At 68.1% G+C, this 22,340-nt stretch carries 15 protein-coding genes and 1 riboswitch; of the genes, 7 read left to right on the top strand and 8 right to left on the bottom strand.

The genetic code is table 11. From position 1 onward, the window contains the following. The first annotated feature begins 99 nt into the window (after positions 1–99). From F3087_RS08745 to F3087_RS08735, 3 genes are read left to right on the top strand one after another with little or no spacing between them, the layout of a single operon-like run. Positions 100–6,969, top strand: coding sequence for a non-ribosomal peptide synthetase/MFS transporter (locus F3087_RS08745; RefSeq protein WP_223884928.1), 6,870 nt, complete (start codon positions 100–102; stop codon positions 6,967–6,969). Positions 6,970–6,979: 10 nt separating this feature from the next. Continuing rightward, the gene (locus F3087_RS08740; RefSeq protein ID WP_150401340.1) at positions 6,980–7,891 is read left to right on the top strand and encodes a pyridoxal-phosphate dependent enzyme; all 912 of its coding nucleotides are present in this window, start codon (positions 6,980–6,982) and stop codon (positions 7,889–7,891) included. 21 nt (positions 7,892–7,912) lie between these two features. Further along, entirely contained in the window at positions 7,913–8,812 is a 900-nt protein-coding gene (locus F3087_RS08735) for a fatty acid desaturase family protein (RefSeq protein WP_150401339.1), read from the top strand. Positions 8,813–8,818: 6 nt separating this feature from the next. Here the strand turns inward: F3087_RS08735 and F3087_RS08730 are convergent, their stop codons facing one another. Both F3087_RS08730 and F3087_RS08725 read right to left on the bottom strand, forming a co-directional pair. Continuing rightward, complete coding sequence (locus tag F3087_RS08730) at positions 8,819–10,279, bottom strand: endoglycoceramidase I (protein WP_150401338.1); 1,461 nt, start codon at positions 10,277–10,279, stop codon at positions 8,819–8,821. Positions 10,280–10,369: 90 nt separating this feature from the next. Continuing rightward, positions 10,370–10,816: a hypothetical protein gene (locus F3087_RS08725; protein ID WP_150401337.1), complete on the bottom strand. Its 447-nt coding sequence runs from the start codon at positions 10,814–10,816 to the stop codon at positions 10,370–10,372. 398 nt (positions 10,817–11,214) lie between these two features. Between F3087_RS08725 and F3087_RS08720 the strand changes: the two genes are divergently transcribed. Then, complete coding sequence (locus F3087_RS08720) at positions 11,215–12,351, top strand: monodechloroaminopyrrolnitrin synthase PrnB family protein (protein ID WP_150401336.1); 1,137 nt, start codon at positions 11,215–11,217, stop codon at positions 12,349–12,351. 4 nt (positions 12,352–12,355) lie between these two features. On the opposite strand, the gene F3087_RS08715 is transcribed toward F3087_RS08720, so the two are convergent. Together F3087_RS08715 and F3087_RS08710 are read right to left on the bottom strand one after the other, a co-directional pair. After that, positions 12,356–12,970 (bottom strand): cytochrome b/b6 domain-containing protein, encoded by a 615-nt coding sequence (locus F3087_RS08715; RefSeq protein ID WP_150401335.1) that lies wholly within the window; start codon positions 12,968–12,970, stop codon positions 12,356–12,358. Continuing rightward, on the bottom strand, positions 12,954–13,688 hold the full coding sequence (locus F3087_RS08710) for a molybdopterin-dependent oxidoreductase (RefSeq protein ID WP_223884927.1): 735 nt from the start codon (positions 13,686–13,688) through the stop codon (positions 12,954–12,956). Before F3087_RS08710 ends, F3087_RS08715 begins: the two co-directional genes overlap by 17 nt. A gap of 100 nt (positions 13,689–13,788) precedes the next feature. Between F3087_RS08710 and F3087_RS08705 the strand changes: the two genes are divergently transcribed. The 3 genes from F3087_RS08705 to F3087_RS08695 all read left to right on the top strand — a co-directional run bounded on the left by F3087_RS08705 (position 13,789) and on the right by F3087_RS08695 (position 16,673). Then, entirely contained in the window at positions 13,789–14,358 is a 570-nt protein-coding gene (locus F3087_RS08705) for a TetR/AcrR family transcriptional regulator (RefSeq protein WP_150401333.1), read from the top strand. 75 nt (positions 14,359–14,433) lie between these two features. Then, entirely contained in the window at positions 14,434–15,474 is a 1,041-nt protein-coding gene (locus tag F3087_RS47095; RefSeq protein WP_150401332.1) for a medium chain dehydrogenase/reductase family protein, read from the top strand. Positions 15,475–15,587: 113 nt separating this feature from the next. After that, positions 15,588–16,673: a PQQ-dependent sugar dehydrogenase gene (locus F3087_RS08695; protein WP_150401331.1), complete on the top strand. Its 1,086-nt coding sequence runs from the start codon at positions 15,588–15,590 to the stop codon at positions 16,671–16,673. Between the two features lie 2 nt (positions 16,674–16,675). On the opposite strand, the gene F3087_RS08690 is transcribed toward F3087_RS08695, so the two are convergent. The 4 genes from F3087_RS08690 to F3087_RS08675 all read right to left on the bottom strand — a co-directional run bounded on the left by F3087_RS08690 (position 16,676) and on the right by F3087_RS08675 (position 22,334). Then, entirely contained in the window at positions 16,676–18,046 is a 1,371-nt protein-coding gene (locus F3087_RS08690) for an L-serine ammonia-lyase (RefSeq protein ID WP_150401330.1), read from the bottom strand. Beyond that, complete coding sequence (gene glyA / locus F3087_RS08685) at positions 18,043–19,338, bottom strand: serine hydroxymethyltransferase (protein WP_150401329.1); 1,296 nt, start codon at positions 19,336–19,338, stop codon at positions 18,043–18,045. Before glyA ends, F3087_RS08690 begins: the two co-directional genes overlap by 4 nt. 31 nt (positions 19,339–19,369) lie before the next feature. Further along, positions 19,370–19,463, bottom strand: a riboswitch (glycine riboswitch). A gap of 210 nt (positions 19,464–19,673) precedes the next feature. Continuing rightward, complete coding sequence (locus F3087_RS08680) at positions 19,674–20,459, bottom strand: IclR family transcriptional regulator (protein WP_150401328.1); 786 nt, start codon at positions 20,457–20,459, stop codon at positions 19,674–19,676. Positions 20,460–20,471: 12 nt separating this feature from the next. Further along, positions 20,472–22,334, bottom strand: a complete 1,863-nt coding sequence (locus F3087_RS08675) for a putative nucleotidyltransferase substrate binding domain-containing protein (RefSeq protein ID WP_150401327.1) — start codon at positions 22,332–22,334, stop codon at positions 20,472–20,474. Positions 22,335–22,340: the final 6 nt, after the last annotated feature.

Here is a 22,340-nt window from a genome sequence, read left to right as displayed (position 1 = left end):
GCCGTCATCAAATCATCATCGACCCTTTCCGCCGTCGCATTCACCGACGGTCAGCGCCATAGCATTCGCCCCGGAGTTCGACCGAGGCGAGGAGATCCGGTGAGTGCTGCCGGTGAGGCATTCCGATCCGATGTGAATGACGGGATGTGGGAGTCCTTTGTTGAGCAGGTGAGCAGGCAGCCGGGAGCGGCGGCACTCATCGATGGCGACGGCACGCTGACCTATGCCGAGCTGGCCGGTCTGGCCGACGATTTCGCGGAGTGCTTGCGCGGCAACGGCGTTCGGGTCGGCGACGTGGTGGGCATTCAGCTGCCGCGCGGTCGGGCGGCGGTGGTCGCGATCCTGGGCACGCTGCGGGCGGGAGCGGCGTATGTGCCGCTCGATCCGGCGTATCCGGCGGCGCGGCTGGCGGCGATGATCGATGATGCCCGGCCTAGTGCGCTGGTCACCGCGGACGGAGTCGTCGCCCTGCCGGGTGGCGTGCCGCGGGCCGGCGCGGCCTACGCGATCTTCACGTCGGGCACGACCGGACGACCCAAGGGCGTGCTGGTCTCGCGGCGGGCGCTCGCGGGGTTCTGTGCGGCTGCGGTCGATCGGTATGGACTCGACGCCGACGATCGGGTGTTGCAGTTCGCGTCGCTGAGTTTCGACGCGAGTGTCGAAGAGCTGTTTCCGGCGCTGAGTTGTGGTGCGGCGGTGGTGCTTCGGGACGAGGACATGATCAGTCGTCCTGATCTGTTTCTCGACCGGTGTGCGGCACTCGGGGTGACCGTGCTCGACCTGCCGACGGCGTACTGGCATGAACTGGTCGCCGCGCTCGATCGCGGCGAGGCCACGCTGCCCACGACGGTTCGGCTGACCATCATCGGTGGCGAGGCGGCGCGGCCCGATGCGGTGCGCCGGTGGCAGGCGGTGGCCGGGGATCGGACGCGGCTGCTCAACACCTACGGCCCCACGGAAACCACGGTCGTCGCGACCGTCGCGGACCTGACCCGCTGGGTCGGCGACGCGGTGCCGATCGGGACGCCGTTGGACGGGGTGACCTGTCGGGTGGTCGACGCCGACGGCGATCCGGCATCGATCGGTGAACTGCTGATCGGCGGGCGCATGGTCGCTGACGGGTATCTGAATCGGCCCGAACTGACCGCCGCACGGTTCCAGCCGGGACCCGACGGCACGGAATACCGGACCGGTGACCGGGTCCGCCGGCGCGACGGTCAGTTGGAATACCTCGGCCGGCTCGATGATCAGGTGAAGATCCGCGGGTTCCGGGTCGAGCCGGGCGATATCGAGGTGGCGCTGCGGGCGGTCCCCGGGATCTCCGATGCCGTCGTGGCGGTCGCCGAGCGGGCTGGGTTGTCCGTTCTGATCGGCCATGTCGTGACCGATGCCGGTACCGATCTCGAAGCTGTGCGGATGGCACTGGGTGCAACTTTGCCCGCTTATCTTGTGCCCGCCGAACTCGTTGGGCACGTTCGGTTTCCGCTCACTCCGCAGGGCAAGATCGACCGCGCCGCACTGGTGTCGCCGGCTAAGAGCAGCAATGCGCCGTGGACGGGCACGGCCGATGAAGCGAAGATCGCCGCGCTGTGGGAGTCGTTGCTCGGAGTTCCGATCGGCGGTCCGGACGACGACTTCCTTCTCCTCGGCGGTGATTCGCTCAGCGCCGTGCGGCTGTGTTCCGCGCTCCGTCACGAGTACGGCGTCGAGCTCACGCTGCGTGAGTTGTACGCGGACCCAACGATTGCGGCGATTGCGGACCGGCTGGTTCAGCGGGTCCGCGTGGACACAGGCCCGGCAACCGGCTTGCCGGAGAACGTGCCGCTGCGGCTGAACCCTCTGCAACGCGACTTCTGGGTCGCCGAGCAGGTGTGCGCCGGGCTGCCCGCGCACACGCTCGGCATCCGGTATCGATGGAACGAGCGCATCGACGTGACGGCGCTCACCCGCGCGCTGGCCGAACTCGCCCGCCGGCATCCGATGCTCAGATCCCGCTTCCCCGATGACGGTTCGGAACCGAGCATGGTGATCGATCCGGACGGGACCATCCCGCTGGTCGAATCCGCGCCGGGCCCCATCGATCTGCGGCACGGGCCGATCGCGCGCGCGTTCTTGGTCAGCGCGGACGAGATGGTGCTCGTCGTGCATCATCTCGCGTTCGACGGCTGGTCGGCGGGCATCGTCGGCGACGAGCTCGCACAGCTGTATCGAACTGCCGCAGAAGGCGACTCGCTGCCTGCGCCAACACCTTTGCCGGACCTGGCCGCCCGAGCTGCCGCCGCGAAGTCCGATCCGTTGCTGACTGCCTATTGGCAAGCACGGTTCGACGATGCGGACCTCGACGTGGAACTGCCCGCCGACCGTCCACGCCCGACGGCTCGATCTTTCGCTGCGGCACGGGTTTCCACCCGCGTCGACCCGGAGTTGCTCGACCGACTGCGGACCTACGCGCAGAGCCGGCGTGCAAGCTTGTTCATGGCACTGCTGGCAAGTTTGCAGACGGTGCTGTCCCGCTATACCTGCCGAACCGACCTCACCATCCTGTCCCCCGTCGCCTGCCGCACCGCGAGCGGTTCGGAATCCCTGGTCGGTCCGTTGCTGAACATCTTGCCGATGCGCGGCAACGTCTCCGGCGATCCGTCGTTCGCCGAGCTGCTCGACCGAGTCCGCGACGCCGTGCTGCTCGATCTGGAGCATCAAGACCTCGCCTTGCCGGATCTGGTCGACGCCCTTGCCCGTCCTGGCAGCGGAAACCGGAATCGGCTCAGCCCGGTCATGCTGACCGTGCACAACACCCCGAAGCCCGGCGATCACACCGTCCGGTACGCGGGCGAACTGGCACCCGCGGCAACCATGGTGGATCTCGCTGTCGGACTGGACTTCCCGGTCGGCGGCGCGGTGCTGAGCATCGACTACGCGACCGAACTCTTCGACGCCGCCCGGATCGAGGCCCTGCTCGGCCACCTGCTGACCGTGCTGGCCGCCGCCGTCACCGAGCCGCTCACCCCGGTCACCCGGCTGCCCATGCTCACCGCGGCCGAGCGGCAGCGGATCGTGCACGAATGGAACGACAGCGCCCGCCCCCAGATCGAGGCGACGACCATTCACCAACTGTTCGAGCGTTGCGCCGCAACGACTCCGGACGCGCCGGCGCTCACCTTCCGCGGCAGCACGATCAGTTACGGCGGGCTGAACCAGCGGGCCAACCGGCTCGCCCGGCGACTGTGCGCCGACGGTGTCGCACCGCGCGAGCGGGTGGCGATCTGTCTCGATCGCGGCTTCGATCTGTTCACCGCGATGTGGGCGGTGCTCAAAGCCGGTGCGGCGTACGTGCCGCTCGATCCGGCGTATCCGCGGGACCGGCTCGACTACATGCTCGCCGACTGCGGCGCGCGGCTGGTCATCGACGCCGAGTACCTGGCCGGCGAAACACCCTCTGACAGCAGCGATCTCCCACCGCGCAATACTCCGGACGACCCGGCCTACCTGATCTACACCTCCGGCTCGACCGGCAAACCCAAGGGTGTCGTGGTGAACCACGGCAACCTGGTGCATGCGGTCGGGATGTGGCGGCACGCCTACGAGCTGCGTCCGGAGTGGACGTATCAGCAGGCGGCGAGCTTCTCCTTCGACATGTTCGTCGGTGAGACGCTGCGCGCGTTGACCACCGGCGGACAACTGGTGATCGTGCCGCGGGAGACGCTGCTCGATCCGGCCGAACTGTACGAGTTGATGCGGTCCGAGGGCGTGCAGTGCACCGAGCTGGTCCCCGCGGTGCTGCGCGCGCTGCTCACCCATGTCGAACAGAGCGGGCAGCGGCTGGATTTCGTGCGCGTGCTGATCGGCGGCGGGGACGAGTGGCGGGTTCGGGAGTACGAGCTGGCCCGGCGGCTGGTCGGGCCGTCGAACTCGGTGGTGAACGCGTACGGCGTCACCGAGGTCAGCGTCGACAACGTGTGGTTCGACGGGTCGGTGGCGCACTTGCCCGGCAATGCGCCGCTGCCGATCGGAATACCGTTCGCGAACAACCGGGTCTACGTGCTCGACGAGTATCGCCAACCGGTGCCCGCGGGAATCGTGGGCGAGCTGTATCTCGGTGGGGCCGGCGTGACGCCCGGGTATCACGAGCGACCCGAGTTGACCGCCGAGCGGTTCGTCACCGATCCGTTCGTGCCGGGTACGCGGATGTATCGCACCGGCGATGCCGCGCGCTGGCGGCTCGACGGGCTGGTCGATTTCCTCGGCCGGCTCGACGGGCAGGTGAAGGTCAACGGCTATCGGGTCGAGATCGGTGAGATCGAGGCGGTGCTCGGCGCATTGCCCGAGGTGGTGGCATGCGCGGTGAGCCTGCACACGCCACCATCCGGGCTGGCCCGGCTGATCGGCTACGTCGTCACCCGCGACGGCGCGGACGCCGACGAGGCCGCGATCCGCGAGGCGCTCGCCGCCGAACTGCCCGCGCACATGGTGCCCGCCCGGGTGCTCGCGCTCGAGGCGCTGCCGCTGACGCCGAACGCTAAACTCGATCGTCCCCGGCTGCCGGCGCCGCCCGACGACCTCGGGTCGAATACCGGTCCCACGCCGCGTACTCCGACCGAGAAGCACATCGCGGCAGTGTGGAGCGAGGTGCTCGGCGTCGGCGAATTCGGCATCGACGACACGTTTTTCGCGCTCGGCGGTGATTCGTTCGCGGCGCTGAAGGTGATCCGGCGGATCGAGCCGGCACCGGCGCTGGTCGAGCTGTATCAATATCCGACGGTCCGGCGGCTGGCCGCGTTGCTCGATGAGCGCTCGCCCGGTGTGATCGTCGAACGCCGAATGTTGCACCGGCTCACCGACTCCGACGCCGCTGCCGACGGCGTAACCGTGGTCGCGGTGCCGTACTCCGGCGGCAGTGCCGTCGCCTATCAGCCTCTGGCCGAGGCACTTCCGGCGCACTGGGCGTTGTACGCGGTGGAACTTCCCGGTCACGATCGCGCCCGGCCGGATGAGGAGTTGCTGCCCGCCGCGGTCATCGCCGGGCTGATCCTGGTCGAGTTGCCGGCGATCGCCGGGCCGATTCTGTTGTACGGGCACTGTCTCGGCGTCGCGGCCACGGTCGAGCTGGCCCGGCAAGCGGAGGCCGCGGGTATCGATCTGGTCGGTGTGGCCCTCGGCGCGGGCTTCCCCACCGCGCGCCTGCCCGGACGATTCTTCGACTGGTTCTACCGGCTGGTTCCGACCGACCGCTTCACCTCCGACCGCGAATACCTGACGTATCTGCGTGGCCGCGGCGGCTTCGTCGATATCGATGACGCCGAGCAGCAGGCGTTCGTGCTGCGCAACGTCCGTCATGACGCCCGGGATGCCGAGGAGTACTTCACCGCCGCCTACACCGACCCGCAGACTCCGCTGCGCACACCGGTGCTCGCGGTCGTCGGCGCGAAAGACCGGGTCACCGAGCACTATGCGGAGCGCCATCACGAGTGGCGGCACTTCAGCGACGGTCCGCTCGATCTGGCCGTACTTCCACGGGCGGGGCACTTCTTCGTGAAGAGTCACGCCGAACCGCTCGCCGAGGCGCTGGTCGATTTCGCCGAGCGCGACACCGAACCCGTTGCGCCGGCGACAGTTCCGGATGCCGGTCCGCCGCCGAGCCTGTCCCGCTTCGCGCTCGTCGCGCTCGGTCAGTTCATCTCGATGGTCGGCAGCGGTCTCAGCGCGCTGGTGCTCAGCATCTGGGTCTTCCAGCAGACCGGGTCGATCACCGACTTCGCGGTGGTCAACGCGATCGGGCTGTTGCCGGGCATTCTCGTGAGTCCGGTCGCGGGTGCGGCCGCGGATCGCTGGGATCGTCGCCGGGTGATGCTGATCAGCGACGGTGCGGCCGCGTTGGCGATGAGTGCCCTTGCGGCGCTGGTGTTTAACGGTGGACTCCAGCTGTGGCAGATCTATCTGGCCGTCACGGTGACCTCGATCGCGGGGGCGTTCCAGCGGCCCGCCTATCTCGCCGCCGTCGCGCAGCTCGTGCCCAAGCGCTATCTCGGGCACGCGAACGGCATCAGCCAACTAGGTGTCGGCGTGGGCCTGGTGTTCGCGCCGATGCTCGGGGCCGGGCTGATCGGGTTGATCGGCATCGCGGGCGTGATCCTGCTCGACATGCTGACTTTCACCGTCGGCGTGGTCACGCTGCTGCTGGTCCGATTCCCGAACTTGATGTTCCACCGCCGGGAGGAGTCCTTCCGCAGCGAGATCGTCAACGGCTGGCGCTACATCACCCGCCGTCCCGGAATGCAGGCCGCACTGCGGTTTTTCGTCATCGACCACGCGTTCTACACGCTCGGCTTCGCCGTCATCACCCCGATGCTGCTGATCGAACAGTCGCCGACCGTGCTCGGAATCGCTTTGGGCGCGGGCGGATTCGGCGGTTTGGCGGGCAGCCTCGTGATGGGACTGTGGGGCGGGACCGTCCGGCGCACCAACGGGTTGATCATTTTCATGGGCATCGGCAGCCTCGGCATGACCGTGGTCGGGCTGGGCAGCTCCCCGGCCTTCGTCATCGCGGGCATGTTCCTGCTGACCTTCGGCGAATCGCTGGCCGAGGGGCACTGGATCGCCGTGGTGCAGACCAAGGTCGGGTTCGAACTCCAGGGCCGGGTGCTGTCCATCTTCATCACCGTGATGATGCTGACCATGCCGCTGGGCTACCTGCTGGTCGGCCCGCTCGCCGAACGACACGTGCGACCGCTGCTGGAACCCGGCGGGCCGCTCGCCTCGACCGTCGGGCACCTCATCGGCGTCGGCCCCGGCCGCGGGCTCGCGCTGCTCGTCGTCGCCAGCGGCCTGCTGCAACTCGCCTGGGCCGTGCGCGGCTGGCTCGACACCCGCCTGCGCCTGCTCGAAGACCACCTCCCCGACGCCCTCCCGCCCGCCGAGATCGACTCGCGCGACGACCTGCAACGCCTTGCCGACGCTCAACTTCTCCGCTGAAAGGCCGACCGTGCCCGCCTCACCCCTGACCACCGCGCCGACCGACGCGTATGCCACGCCGCTCATCGACGCCGGTGCGCTCGTGCCCGGAACTCGGATCCTGATCAAAGACGAAACCCGTTACGCCTCAGGCAGTCACAAGGAGCCGGCCGCTCGCGCGGTCGTCGCCCGGGCGATCGCGGAGGGGTATCAGCGGGTCGTCATCGCGACGTGCGGCAACTACGGCCGCGCCATGGCCATGGCGTGTGCCGCGGCCGAGATCGCCTGCACCGTCGTGCTGCCCGCCGGATGGAGCGACGGCGGCGCGTTCATGCGGGAGGCGGGTGCGGACGTGCACCTCGTTCCCGGTACCTACGAGGACGCCGTCGACGAATCCCGGCGGCTCGCGCAGGCCGCGGGCTCGATCGACGGGAACGTCGACGGCCCGTTCGTGGACGCGGTGTTCGAGGGACACGGTGTCGTCGTGCACGCGCTGCACGCCGCGCTGACCGAACCGCCTGCCGCGCTGTGGATTCCGGTCGGCAACGGCACCACCATCATCGCGGTGCACCGGCAGCTGCGGGCCGTCGGCTGGTCGGTGCCGATCAACGGCGTCGGGTCCGCCGCCAACAATCCCGTCGTGACCAGCTGGCCCGGCGAGTATCGGATGCTGCCGGCCGACGGCGTCGTCACCACCGATCACAATCAGCCGCTGGTGAATTGGCATGCGCTGCAAGGACCGGAGGCGATGGTCGCGGTGGCCGAGACCGGCGGCGCGGTGTTCGGCGCCGACGACACCGAGTTGCTGGCCGCTCGCGACCTGCTGGCCGAGCACGGTGCCGAGCCGACGCCTTCCGGCGCGGTCGCCCTCGCCGGACTGCTCGGCCATGCCCGGAATGCCACCCTCACCGGAACCCACGTAGTCCTGCTCAGCGGCCGCTGACCCGAAGCCGAGAAGATCCAGATGAACCACCCTGCTCCGGGATTGCTGTTCGCCCGTGCCCGGACCACCCGCGCCGACGAGCGCGTCTTCCTCGCCAAACTTGCTCTGCTCGCCGTGCTCACCACGCTCGGCGTCGTGCTCGCCCTGCGACCGGAACCTCTCGCGCTGATCGTCGGTGTGCTGCTGCTGGCGGCCATGTATACCCACGCCGTCGAGTTGCAGCATCAAGCGTTGCACCACTCCGCTTTTCGAACCGCGTGGCCGCACCGACTGGTCGGCGTACCGCTCGGCCTGCCCCTGCTCGTCGTCTACACCAACTACCGCGTACGCCACTTGCAGCACCACCGCTACCTCGGCACACCGAGCGACACCGAGTTCTTCGGCTTCGACACCCGCAAGCCACTGACCGTCGGCCTGCTGCTGCGCGGCATGTTCGACTACGCGCGGCTCGCCGTCGTCATCCGCGACGTGCTGCGCGCGGCAACCGGCCGCTGGCAGTACGAACACGGCGACATCAGCGCCACCATGCGCCGCCGAACCATCACCGAACACCTGATCCTCGGCGCACTACTACTCGCCGCCGTGATCCTCGCCGTGACCGGCTACCACGACCTCGTCCTCCGACTCTGGTTGCTGCCCTTGCTCTTCGCCGTCCCGATGCACTTCCTCGTCGAACTCCCCGAACACATCCTCTGCGACCCCGACACCACCGACGTCCTCCGCAACACCCGCTCCATCCGCGGCAGCCACCTGTCCACCTGGTTCACCAACGGCAACAATCTGCACATAGAACACCACGCCGCAATGTCGGTGCCGCTCAACCGTTTACCCGCCCGCCACGAAGAAGTCCGCGAACGCGCCGTCCACGTCGAACGCACCTACCCGGACTTCTATCGCACCCTCTGGCGAGCCATCCGCTGACCCGGCCTACGCCCGCCGGTTGATTCGCACCGTGACCGCGGCGGCGCCGTTGCCTTCCACCGTGACCACCCGTGCTCCGGGGGCCGAGGTGACGGTGCCGCCGTCGACGCGGATGTCGTAGCCGTTCGGGTAGTGCAGGTCGGAGACGTAGATCTCGGTCGGGGCGGACAAGGCTCGTGGGGTGTAGGTGTAGCTGAAATCGCCGGTGGTGGAATCGAAGACGAGGCGGCCGGGGGTGCCCGCGGTGGCGCGGGGGTAGGTGCGGACCAGGTCCCGGCCGATGTCGCCGAGGAACGGGTCGGGTTTGGGGCCGCTCGGGGCGAAGCTGGACGCGTAGTGCCAGTACTGCCACCCGATGAAGCGTTCGTCGGCGCGGACCAGGGTGTTGCGCAGGACCGTGGCGTCGCCGTCGCCGAATTCGGTGACCAACGTAGGGATTCCGGTTCGCCGGACGAACGCGTCGACATTGCCCCAGGTCTTGTCCTGCTGCACGGGGCATACGCCGCGCAGCTGTTCGGGCAGGCCGAGGTAGATGGCCAGCTGGCTGGGGATGCAGTAGTCGTGCGGCGCGAAGACGATGTCGGGTGAGGTGATCGGCGGGTTCTTGCCGAGGTTGGTCGGCATGGTCTCGTTCCAGGTCACATTCGGTTCCCAGAAGACCGGCAGGGTGGCGTTGCGCGCCCGGACCGCGTCGGTCAGTTTCTGCATGGCCGCTTGATATTTGGTGTCGAAGCCGGGGCAGCCGTTCGGGAAGCAGGTGTGGAAGGCCGAGCCGGGCCACGGTTCGTTCATCAACTCGATGCCGAGCACGCCCGAGCGCCCGGTCGTCTTCGCGGCCAGCGCACCCAAGGCCTGCCCCAGATAGTCGAGCACGCCATTGCTGTTGTCCCACACTTCGTCCCAGCCGCGGTTCATGCTCGGCATCAGGTAGTACAGCGGGAACCCTGGATTCGGCTCCCACACGGCCGGGCGGGCGCGCAGCGACCACTCCGGAAATCCGTTGCCGCCCCAGATCTTCGACAGTCCGTCCTGGTGGTTGTCGAGCAGGGTGTAGATGCCCTGTGCCGCAAGGGTATCGATGACTGCGCCGATCCGGTCGAGATAGGCAGTGTCTATGACACCGCGCGTGGGCATCAGCCCGTCGAAGCTCACGCCCAGCCGCACGGTATTGAACCCGTGCTTCGCGAGCAGTGCCGCGTCCGCATCGGTCAGCGTGAACCCGTCGCCGGGTTCCACATACGGCGCCTGCTTGTCGACGTTGTTCACGCCATGCAGCAGCACCTTGCGGCCGGCCGCGTCGACGAGGTAGCTCCCCTCGGCCTGCACCCGGCTGAGCGATGCCGCCGGAGCGGACTGCGCGGGCGCCGGCAGCGACACCAACGCGGAGCATCCGATCGCGAGCACGGCCGCGCCGATCGCGCCGCGGGTCCGCACCGCGGCCATCGTTCTCGCTATGACTGTGCGCATCGGCATCTCCGCTCGTGTGACCAACGGACTTAATGGTCACACGTCCAGTTCAACCGATCACGGCCGCACCCATCCGGGGATCCCCAGTTGTCAGGCCGATGACTGCAGGAAAAATGCTGTACGCGAGTCTGATTCGTATAGCAAACGAAGGATGGATTCGCGCAATCCGTCGATGTCGTCCTGAAAGATATCCAGATAGCCGGCCGGCCACTCGACGAATCGAAATGTGCCGCGGGTTGCCCGGTCGTCGGCCTTGAAGAACATCTCGGCGGCGAGCAGTTGCGGGACCAACTCATTCCCGATGCTGAACGCAATGTATCCGGGCCGCGTCCTGGCGATGTACACATGGGCGCGACCCGCGTGCGGGGCGGCCGGAAAATGATTCTGGACGGCCTGATTCAGCTCATCCGGCTCGGTCGCGGTCCGGAACACGACCGACGCGGCCACGCCCGATCTTGTCGCCGATTTGCCGAACCAGCCCGATAGGGCCGCACTGAGCCTCGAGTAGGCGGTGCGCACCGGGTGCGTTCCGATCAAGTGATTCAACCTTTTGACTGAAGAGCCTCGCTGCAAACAGCGTTTCACGGGCGATGGATCTGCGGATATCGGTCGAACAACGGACATTTGACCTGGCCTTCGGCTCCGAGGCAGCGCCCCCCGCCACGTGGCGTGCTGCCGATTCGGTCCTGCGCATCGAAACCCGCGCGGTCGGCGAACCGAAATCAGGACGAACATACCGTGAATAACGATGGGACACGCCGGATCGCACGATTTCCCGGCGTGATTTACCGGAAGTTTGCCATTGGGCTTATTGACAAACTCATGGGATGTTTGTTTGCCTTGCTGCACAATCGCTTCGGACCGCACTCGGGTGACGGCATGCATGTGCGACCACCTGCGGGTCAGGACGACTCGCGGAACAAAGATAGGACCTGATGCCAGCCCTGAGAAAGCGGTCCCGGCCGTCGGCACACGCCGATCCGGGTAGTAGCGGAGCCCGCTCGATTCGCCTGGATGAATCGGCCTGCCACGAGGTTGCCCGCCGAGATCCGTTGTCCGCCGACGCATTGCTGGCGAACCTGCCCGCGATGAACGCGGCCGCCGAGGTGAGCGAACTCGCCAAAGGTCTTCGGCAATTGGTATGGCGGTCCCGCCAGGTAGAACTACTGCAAGTCGCCGACCGGTTGGCGGCGATGCGGGATGTCGGAATGGTGCTCTCGTCGTTGCAGCGCCACGGCGTGGAACCGCTCGACGCCGTGCCCGAGGCCACCGACGCGCTGCTGGCCTGGGGGCTCTCCGTGGACATGGTCCCGCGCGATACCGCGCTGCACTACGGCGTCTGGAATCCGCACGACAAGCGGCAGCGGATGTTCCTCGGCGACCGCCAGGAGAACGTGCTGATCGATGCCGTCCGGGTCGGCACCCTGCTGATCGACGAAATGGCGCCGACGCTCGCCGGATTGGCCGACCTGTCACCGGATGACGGCGCGTTCGGCGAGATCTGTCACAAGGCGGCCGACCAGTTGGAAACCCTGCCGGAGGTGATGGACGCCGTCTATCGCAACGTCGATCCGGTCGAGTTCTATGCCGCACAGCTTCGCCCGTTCATGGCGGACGTGACCGTGGCCGACCGCCAGTACTACGGTCCGGCGCCCGTGCACGTCCCGCTCTATCTCATCGATCGCCTCGTGTGGTCCGCCGATCACCCCGACGCCGACCTGCGGTACTTCCACAACGATCTGGTGCGCTACGGACTCCCCCAGTGGCGAAAGCTGTTCGAGCGCACCGAGGGCGCCGCCTCCCTGGTCACCCGTCTCGTGCACGAATTCGACCGCCCCGCGCCGCCCGCGACCAGGGTCGCCTACGCCATGGACGGCGTGATCCGAATCATGAACGCCCTGGTCACCTTCCGCGGTAAACACAGCCTCATGGCCGGCGGCGCGTACACCGATGCCTCCCGATTCCCCACCGGCACAGCGGGAGTCAGCCCCGGCCTACTCGATCACGTCCGCACCCTCACCCGCGACCGCGCCCGGCTCGCCCGGTACCGCCGCACCGGCGCCAGGACCTGAGTTCCTAGTCGGCGTCCCGCTCGGCGGCCCATCGCTCGTGCTCTTGCTCGGCCCAGGTCTTCGCGACCTTTCCGGTCAGCATGCCGCGCATGGCTTCCGCGTCCCGCAGCGCGTACATGATGTGGCCGACGACGAGCAGGCCGAAGGCGAGCGCGAACCAGTCGTGCATCAGGGTCGCGCCGGTGCGCCAGGCGAGCCGGGTCCAGTCCGGAAAGAACATGATCACGCCGGTGCCGAGGAGGACGAGGATCGAGCCGGCGCTCAGTGCCGCGTTGAGTTTCTGTCCGGCGTTGAACTTGCCGACGCCGTCGCCGGACAGGCGGCGGCCTTTGTCCCGCAGCCACAGCCAGTCGGATCGGGTGAAGCGGTTCAGCCGGGACAGGTCGACCCGGTAGGCGCGCGAGAGCAGGCCGGCGAGGATCGGCACCGGCAGCGCGAAACCGCAGTAGACGTGGATGATCTCGACGATCTGGCGGTTGCCGACGAGCACGGCGAGCGGGCCGAGGTAGAGGATCGCGGCGGTGAGGACGCAGATCAGCACGAGCACACCGGTCAGCCAATGCACCCAGCGCTCGGCCCGGGTGAACCGGTGCAGGTCGCGCTCAGCCGGTCGGGTCATCGTCACGTCCGTTCGATCGGCCGACCCACCCGTCGATCGAGTAACCCCGCCGCTCCCAGTAACCGGGCACGACATCCTTGGTCAGCTCGATCCCGGCGAGCCACTTGATGCTCTTGTATCCGTACATCGGCGCGACATAGAGCCGGACCGGGCCACCGTGCTCGTGGGTGACCGGGCCGTCGAGCATCTCCAGCGCGACGAGCACATCGGTCCGCCGGGCCTGCTCGAGCGTCAGGCTCTCGGAGTACGTGCCGTCGAAGGAGGTGAACCGCACGGCACGCGCGTTCTCGTGTACCCCGGCATCATCGAGCAGATCGACCAGACGGACACCGCGCCAACGCACTTCTGGCACTCGCCAACCGGTGACGCATTGGAAGTCGCGCACGAGTTCCTGCTGCGGCATCGCCCGCAAATCCCCGAGGGTGTGAGTGCGGGGCGCGTCGACCAGGCCGGTGATGTCGAGCCGGTAGTCGCTCGCATCGCGCTTCGGGACGCTGCTGGTGACGGAGTAGAAGCGAAAGGTGTTGCCCACCGGGAGCAGTCCGACCAACCCGGTCGGATCGCGGTTGCCGATCGGGCCGAGCACCGCCGACAACCCCTGCTGGATCGACGCGCCGCCGAGCACACCCGCGGCACCCGCGGCGAGCAGTCCCAGCACCAGACGCCGCCCGGCCGGCGCGCCCAGTCGCTCCGGATCGGCACTCTGTTCACCTGACACGTCTCCACTATCCACCGCATTCGCTGGTAGGGGGCTATCGAATCGGCAGTTGACCGCTTCCGGTTGACGTCCGACGAAGAGTGAGTGTACAGTCACTCACATGACAAAGCGCGGAGCGACCCTCTCCACCTCGGAGGTTCGGCGGGACGCGGTTGTCGATGCGGCGATCACCGAGTTCGCCCGCACCGGCTACCACGGCACGCCGATCAACAACGTGGCGGCGAAGGCGGAGATCTCACCGGCCTACGTCTTCAAGCTGTTCCCCGGCAAGATCGCGCTGTTCGTGGCGGCGATCGACCGCTGCTTCGAGCTTGTCGAGCAAGCACTTTCGGCCGGCGCCGCCCGCGTCGAGAGCACCAGCCCGGACGAGATCCTGTACGCCATGGGCGGCGCGTATGCCCAGCTCATCGCGGACAAGAGCCTGCTCATGCTGCAGGTGCACGCCCAGTCCGCCGCGGACATCCCGGAGATCGCGGACGCGATGCGCCGGGGCCTGGCCAAGGTGACCGACTTCGCCAAGACCCGATCCGGCGCCGCGGACAGCGCGGTGCAGCGGTTCATGGCCTACGGCCAGCTCTGCCACCTCATCGTCACCCTCCAACTCGACCACCAGGACGGCGCCTGGGCCGCGGTACTCACCGACGGCATGCGCCATCCCGACGCCCACTAGACAAACCGAGCCCCGATCTCGGGGCCGTTTTTTCAGCACCTCAAGTGACTGACCAGTCACACACTAGGAGTCATCATGATCACCACGAAGCCCGTCACCGCAGTCGAGATCGTCCTCCCCGGCCTGGTCGAGCCGTCCGGCTTGCAGGTCACCGAGCGTCAGCTTCCGTCGCCGGGACCGGACCAGGTCGTGGTCCAGGTGGACGCGTCCGGCGTGTCCTTCGCCGAGCAGCAGATGCGCCGCGGCAAGTACTACGACCAGCCTGCGTTCCCCTTCGTGCCGGGCTACGACCTGGTCGGCACGGTCATCGCGACGGGTTCGGCGGTCGACCAGACGCTGATCGGCCGCCGCGTCGCCGCGCTCACCAAGATCGGCGGCTGGGCCAGCCACGTCGTGCTCGACGCCGCGGACCTCGTCCCGGTGCCGGCGGCGCTCGACGCGGCCGAAGCGGAAACCTTTGTGGTGAACGGCATTACGGCCTGGCAGATGTTGTACCGGACGGCGAAGGTCAAGCGCGGCGAGACCATCCTGGTGCACGGCGCCAACGGAGGCGTGGGCTCGACGCTGGTCCAGCTGGCCCGCGCCGCAGGCATCCGGGTGATCGGCACGGCGTCGGCCCGGCACGCGGCGGCGGTCGAGGCGCTGGGCGCCACCGCGGTCGACTACCGCGGCGATGTGGTGGCACAGGTCCGGGCGCTGGCACCGCAGGGTGTCGACGCGGTGTTCGATCACGTCGGCGGCCCCGGCATCGTCGACTCGTTCGGGCTGCTCGCCCCGCACGGCACACTGGTCGCCTACGGGACCGCCTCGACCAAGGACGAGGAGGGCAACTCGCGGCTGCCCGTGCTGAAGCTGTTCGCCCAGCTGATGGCCTGGAACGCACTGCCCAACAAGCGCAATGCGCACTTCTACAACCTGTGGGCGGGCAAGCGCAACCTGACCAAGTTCCGCAACCTGATCCACGAGGACCTCAGCGCGGTCTTCGACCTGGCCGCCGAGGGCACGCTGCGCGCGCAGGTGGCGGCCCGAATTCCGTTGAGCCAGGCGGCGAAGGCGCTCGAGCTCGCCGAATCCCGCACGGTCACCGGCAAAGTCGTCATCGTGCCGGACGCCTGATCAGCGACGGGTCAAACGGCCGGGCGAGTTTCCACTCGCCCGGCCGAATTCGTTTCCCCTTCCCCAGTCGTTCGCCAGTCGAGTTGATCAGCTGAATGGGGTTCTACTTAGGCATGACTTCGACACTTCGAAGTGCGGCACAATTCGCCGGCACCGCTGTGATCGCAATAGCGACAGCGTTTTTCGTCGCCCTGCCCAGTTCCGTCGCACAGCCGGTAGTCCCGGCCGGCGTCCCGGACCTCAATGCTCCGGAGGAGCTGGCGCGCAACATCGCCGTGCCGTGGGGTCTGAGCTTCCTGCCGGGCGGTTCCGCGCTGGTCGCGCAGCGCAACACCGGGGTGATCACGCGGATCACGCCGGGCTCGGCGCCCACACAGGCTTACCGGGTACCCGGGGTCGTTGCGCGTGGCGAGGGCGGGCTGCTCGGCATCGCGGTGTCCCCGAAGTACGCCGAAAATGGTTATGTCTACGCTTATTTCAGCAGCAGTAGCGACAATCGGATCGTGCGTTTCCGGCTCGACGGTCAGCCGCAGGTGATCTTCCAAGGCATCGCGAAGAACACCATTCACAATGGCGGCCGAATCGCCTTCGGCCCGGACGGCATGCTGTATGTCGGCACCGGCGACGCCGGGCAGTCGAGTCGCGCGCAGGACGCGGCGAGTCCGAACGGCAAGATTCTCCGCCTGGATCCCGACGGCAAACCGGCGCCCGGCAACCCGACGCCGAATTCACCGGTCTACAGCCTCGGCCACCGCAACGTGCAGGGCTTGGCCTGGGATTCGACCGGGCGGCTCTATGCGACCGAGTTCGGTCAGGACACCTACGACGAGATCAACCTGATCCAGCCGAAACGCAACTACGGCTGGCCGGTCGTCGAGGGCAAGGGCGACACCCAGGGCGGCCGCTACACCAATCCGCTGATCACCTGGGCGACCAGCAAAGCATCGCCCTCGGGCCTGGCGATCACCGCGAACACGTTGTACGTCGCGGCCCTACGCGGCGAGCGGCTCTGGACGATTCCGCAGCTGGCCGACGGCACACTCGGCAACCCCGTCGCGCAGCTGCGTGACCGTTACGGCCGGCTGCGCACCCCGCAGGTCGCGCCGGACGGCTCGCTGTGGCTCACCACCTCCAACACCGACGGCCGCGGTGACGTCCGCACCGGCGACGATCGGATCATCCGCTTCCCCGCCCGCTGAACTCAGCACTCGACGACGGCCACCGCCAGCCCGCCGCGCGAGGTCTCCTTGTACTTGTCCAGCATGTCGGCCCCGGTCGCGCGCATGGTCTGGATGACCTGATCCAGCGACACGTGATGCATGCCGTCACCGCGAATTGCCATGCGGGCCGCGGTGATCGCCTTCACCGCGGCGATGCCGTTGCGTTCGATGCACGGGATCTGCACGAGTCCGCCGATCGGGTCGCAGGTGAGGCCGAGATTGTGTTCCATGCCGATCTCGGCGGCGTTCTCGATCTGTGCGGGCGTGCCGCCGAGCACGGCGGCGAGTCCGGCCGCGGCCATGGCGCAGGCCGAACCGACCTCGCCCTGGCAGCCGACCTCGGCGCCGGAGATCGACGCGTTCTCCTTCATCAGCTGGCCGATCGCGCCCGCGGTGAGCAGGAACTCGACCACGCTGTCCTCGTCCGCACCGCCGATGAATCGCTGAATGTAGTGCAGCACAGCGGGAATGATGCCCGCGGCGCCATTGGTCGGCGCGGTGACGACGCGGCCGCCTGCGGCGTTCTCCTCGTTGACCGCCATCGCGTACAGGGTGACCCACTCCATCGCGCGCAGCGGGTCGTTGTCCTCGGCCTCGGTGCCGAGGCGCTCGAACAGGGTCGCCGCGCGGCGGCGCACCCGCAGGGAACCCGGCAGCACTCCCCCGGTCGACATGCCGCGGTCGACGCAGCCGCGCATCACCTTCCAGATGTCGAGGAGGTCCGTCCGCACTTGATCCGCACTGCGCCAAGACATTTCGTTGGCCAGCACGACCTCGCTGATCGACTTGCCGGTGGCGGCGGTGATGGAGAGCAGCTCGTCCGCTGAGCGGAACGGATGTGCCACGGAGACCGGTGCTTCGACGGTCCGGCCGTCGATCTCGTCCTCGTCGAGGACGAAACCGCCACCCACCGAGAAGTACTGGCGTTCGAGCAGCACCTGCCCGGCGTCGTCGTACGCGCCGAACAGCATCCCGTTGGTGTGAAAGGCCAAGCGGGCCAACCCGAGCAGTTCGACATCGCTGTCCACGGCGAACGCGATCGACTGCACGCCACCGAGATACAACCGGCCGGTGGCGCGCGCCGTGGCGACGGTGGCGACCATGGTGTCCGGGTCGATGCTCTCCGGCTGCGCGCCGGCCAGCCCGGCCACGATCGCCTCGACGCTGCCGTGACCGCGCCCGGTCGCGCCGAGCGAACCGTAGAGCTGAACGCGCAGTGCGGCCGTCCGATGCAGCACGTCGGCGTCCTTCAGCCGCTCGACGAACGCCGCCGCGGCGCGCATCGGCCCGACGGTGTGCGAACTCGACGGCCCGATACCGACCCGGAACAGGTCGAACACGCTGATCGTCACGCCGGGTTCCGCAAGCCGAGGTACAGCGGGAACCGCTCCGCCAGCGCGTCTACCCGCGCGGTCAACGCCGCCGTGGGCGCGCCACCGCTCAGTGCCGTCGCGATGATGTCGGCGACCTCGGTGAACGCGGCGGCATCGAAGCCGCGGGCAGCCAGCGCCGGCGTGCCGATCCGCAGTCCGGAACTGATCATGGGCGGGCGCGGATCGAACGGGATCGCGTTGCGGTTCACCGTGATTCCGAGGGTCTGCAGCAGATCCTCGGCCTGCTTTCCGTCCAGTTCCGCTTCGCGCAGATCGACGAGCACCAGGTGCACGTCGGTGCCGCCGCTGACGACTCCGATGCCTGCCGCCCGGCAGTCCGCGGCCAGCAGCCGGTCGGCGAGGATCCGCGCGCCCGCGAGGGTCCGCTCCTGCCGGTCGCGGAAGGCCGGCTCGGCCGCCATCTTGAACGCGACCGCCTTCGCGGCGATCACATGCTCGAGCGGCCCGCCCTGCTGGCCGGGGAACACCGCCGAATCCAGTTTCTTACCCAGATCCGCGGTGGCGAGGATGAATCCGCCGCGCGGCCCGCCCAGGGTCTTGTGCGTGGTCGAGGTGACGACATGCGCGTGCGGCACCGGCGACGGATGCAGCCCGGCCGCGACCAGACCGGCGAAGTGGGCCATGTCGACCATCAGGTAGGCGCCGACCTCGTCGGCGATGCGCCGGAATTCGGCGAAGTCGAGATGCCGCGGGTAAGCCGACCAGCCGGCCACGATCAGCTTCGGCTGATGCTCGTGCGCGAGCCGCTCCACCTCGGCCATGTCGACCAGCTGGTCCTCGGCCCGAACATGGTATGCCGCAACGTTGTACAGCCGGCCGGAGAAGTTGATCTTCATGCCGTGGGTGAGGTGACCACCGTGGTCGAGCGCCAGGCCGAGGATGCCGTCGCCGGGCCGCAGCAGCGCGTGCATGACCGCCGCGTTCGCCTGTGCACCCGAATGCGGTTGCACATTCACGTATTCGGCGCCGAACAGCGAACGCAGCCGCTCGATGGCCAGGGTTTCGATCTCGTCGACGTACTCACAACCGCCGTAGTAGCGGCGGCCCGGATAGCCTTCGGCGTATTTGTTGGTGAGCACCGTGCCCTGGGCCTGCATCACCGCGAGCGGCGCGTAGTTCTCCGAGGCGATCATTTCCAGTCCGCGTTGCTGGCGGCTGGTCTCCTGGTCGACCAGTGCGGCGACGACCGGGTCGAACTCGCGCAGCGAAACATCGAGTTCGGTGCGCAGGGCGGAGGCAGGATCAGCCATGGGGAGCCTTTCGCGGATGCGTGGGGGTGGCTCCTCCCGCTCTGTCCTATGGCCTGAGAGATTCACGCGTTGCGCGTTTGCCCCGTCGGCGAGTGCGTGGTGCACTACTTTTCAGAGTTGCCTTATGCGTAGCGGTACTGGGCCTGAGAGATTCCCGGGAGGTGTTGCTCCTTCGGCTCTCCATCGAACGGATGGAGATCTCCCGCTGCGTGTGCGGCGATATTCAGTTGGCAGATACAGACATTTGTTGCATATAGCGCAACAGGCGCGCGATATGCAACATAGTATTATCGTCGGCCGCGCGGGTTGTCAATGGCGAACCGCACCCGGCGCGATCAGCCGAAGTAGCCGAGCCGGTGACTGATCTCCGCGGCGCTCGCGATGGCCAGCTCGGCCATCGGCGCGAACCGATCCGGAGACAGGCGGTAGGCCGGACCCGAAACGCTCAGCGCGGCAACGATAACCCCGTTGCTGTCGAAGACGGGAGCGGCGACCGCGTTCAATCCGATCTCCAGTTCCTCACGCACACTTGCCCATCCGTTCTCCCGCACCTCCACCAGCTGGGCGGCGAGATCGGCGACCTTGGTCAGTGTGTTGCCGGTGAAGGACTCCAGCTTCGGGCCGACCTGCTTGCGCAATGCCGCCGGTTCGAGCCCGGACAGCAGCACCTTGCCGCTCGACGTGGCGTGCGCCGGGCAGCTCTGCCCGACCCAGGAGCGCAACGCGATCGACCCGGTGCCGGCCGCCTCCACGATGTTGATGATCCGATTGCCGTCCAGCACAGCGATATTCGTGGTCTCGCCGGTCTCGGCGGCCAGCGCGTTGCACGCGCCCTGGCTCTGCCCGACCAAATCGACCTGTGCACTGGTGGATCCGGCCAGCCGGACGATGGAGAAGCCGAGCCGGTACTTGCCGCGGTCGGAGAGCTGCTCGACGTAACCGCGCGATTCCAGCACGGCGATCAATCGAGAGACGGTAGATTTGTGCACACCGAGTTCGGCGGCAATCTCCGTGACACCCGCCTGACCGAGCTTGGCGATGATCTCCAGCACGAGCAGTGCGCGGTCGACCGACTGCACCGCAGCGGCCCGGCCCGGGTCCTCACCATCCTGTTTCGCCATGACGCCGTCATTCTAAGCCGAGGGCATCGCGATCCCGCGGACGCGTCGCTGCACGGCCGCGATCTCACGCAGCGCGTCGTTCAGCAAACTCCGGTTCAACGGCGACAACTCCGACATCACCACCACGTCGCCGGGCCGGTGGCCGGCGGACAGCTGCTCGACCTGATGCACCATCCGCATGCGCTGCAACATGACGAACACCTCGGTGAGTACCGCGGCATCGCGATCGGCGATCACCCCGGCCGTGGCCGCCGCGGCCAACCGCACCGGCGTCGCCGCGGCCGTCACACCGGCCGCCAGCCCACCCCAGCGGGCGAGGTTGACGATCGGGACCAGCGCGTGACTTTTCAGATCGAAGGTGCCGCCGCGCCGGGACAGGACGTCGCGCAGTGATCGCGCCCGGACCCGGCCGGACAATGCGTCGAGCAACTGGAGACGCAGGGCGTTCGGATAGTCGGCGCGCATCCGGGCGAACGCGGCGGGCACCGCGTGCAGCCCCGGATCACCCCACACCACCCGCCCGTCGATCAACAGCGACGACATGACCAACCCGCGATCGACGAGCGGATCGTTCAACCACCGCATCGCCGCCTTCGTCCATTCCGACCGGGAGCGTGCGAATTTCGGCTTCGCCGCGATCGCCCCGTTGCTGTCCGCGGGCAGCCCGCAGGCGTCCAGGATGGCGTGCGTGCGCTCGGCGATCGCACGCAGTTGCCCACTCGCCGTAGACAATTCATCAGCCCAGGACAGCGCGCTGTCCACATCCGAGGACGGCATCGCCTCGCGCCGGGCGATGCTGCCGAGGGTCAGCCAGGCGAACCCGCCGTTCGGTGCGTCCGCGGCCTCGGCGATCGCGAGCTCGAGCGCCTTGCGCACCACCGAGTCGATGACCACGGAAAGGATGCCGCTCGTCGCGGACGCTTTGGTGCCGTTGCGGAACAGATCGACTGTGGTGCTGGGGATTTCGCGCGCGGCTTCCTGCAGCTGTGTGGCATCGGTGGCCGCGCCGATCGCCCGGCGCAGGGCGAAGCTCTGCCGCGCGGAGGCCGCGAGCAGATCCGAGTCTTCGAGGACGCCGAGCACCTCGCCGCGCCGGGCGACCACGGGCATGTGCCGAAGGCCGCTCTCCAGCATCTCCATCAGCACGGTCTCGGCGGACAGGTCGGCGCTGACCCGCCGGGCCGGCGCGCTCATCACCCGCGCGATCGGCAGGTCGACCGGCAGCCCGGCGGCCACCACCTTGGCCCGCAGATCCTGATCGGTGAAGATGCCGAAGTCCCCGTCCGGCAACCGGATCAGCACCGCCGAGACGTGCTGTTCGGTCATCTGGATCACCGCGTCCCGGACGCTGGTCTCGGGCGTCACGAAAATCGGTTCCGCGGAGACGAGTTCGCTCGCCGGACGGGTGCCGAGCACCTGAGCCATCGGGGTTCGATTGCCGGACACCGTCTTCCACGCCGACGACGCCAGAAACGCCAGCCCGTCCGGTTGCGCGAACTGCGCGCGCACGTGCTCGCCCGGCAACCGGATCAGCAGGCTGGTTTCGGTGGCCAGCGCGACGAATTCGGCGCTGCCGCCGGTGAGCAGCGGCACGTAGCCGAAGATCCCACCGGCCTCGACGGTGTCGATCGTGCGGCTCTCGTCCGACAGCGACGACGCGGCGGCATCGGGACCGTTGCGCCGCAGGATCACCCGGCCGGTCCACACCATCCAGATGTCGTCGGGCACCTGTGCCGAATAGTCGCTGATCACCGCGCCCGCCGCGAACTCGTGCAGCGACGAGGCCGCGGCGAGCCGGTCGAGATCGGTGGCGGTCATCGACTGCAACGGCGCGTGCCCGCCGAGGAACGCGGCTAGTTCGCCCTCCGCCGACATGGCCGC

The organism is Nocardia colli (assembly GCF_008704205.1).
Lineage (GTDB): Bacteria > Actinomycetota > Actinomycetes > Mycobacteriales > Mycobacteriaceae > Nocardia > Nocardia colli.
The sequence above is the reverse complement of the archived record's forward strand: the minus strand, read 5'-3'. Positions and strand labels throughout refer to the sequence as shown.

Coding starts and splice junctions, on each gene's coding strand:
- F3087_RS08720 (WP_150401336.1), top strand. CDS start 11,215: ATGCCAGCCCTGAGAAAGCGGTCCCGGCCGTCGGCACACGCCGATCCG.
- F3087_RS08680 (WP_150401328.1), bottom strand. CDS start 20,459: ATGGCGAAACAGGATGGTGAGGACCCGGGCCGGGCCGCTGCGGTGCAG.
- F3087_RS08735 (WP_150401339.1), top strand. CDS start 7,913: ATGAACCACCCTGCTCCGGGATTGCTGTTCGCCCGTGCCCGGACCACC.
- F3087_RS47095 (WP_150401332.1), top strand. CDS start 14,434: ATGATCACCACGAAGCCCGTCACCGCAGTCGAGATCGTCCTCCCCGGC.
- F3087_RS08675 (WP_150401327.1), bottom strand. CDS start 22,334: ATGTCGGCGGAGGGCGAACTAGCCGCGTTCCTCGGCGGGCACGCGCCG.
- F3087_RS08715 (WP_150401335.1), bottom strand. CDS start 12,970: ATGACCCGACCGGCTGAGCGCGACCTGCACCGGTTCACCCGGGCCGAG.
- F3087_RS08695 (WP_150401331.1), top strand. CDS start 15,588: ATGACTTCGACACTTCGAAGTGCGGCACAATTCGCCGGCACCGCTGTG.
- glyA (WP_150401329.1), bottom strand. CDS start 19,338: ATGGCTGATCCTGCCTCCGCCCTGCGCACCGAACTCGATGTTTCGCTG.
- F3087_RS08705 (WP_150401333.1), top strand. CDS start 13,789: ATGACAAAGCGCGGAGCGACCCTCTCCACCTCGGAGGTTCGGCGGGAC.
- F3087_RS08730 (WP_150401338.1), bottom strand. CDS start 10,279: ATGCGCACAGTCATAGCGAGAACGATGGCCGCGGTGCGGACCCGCGGC.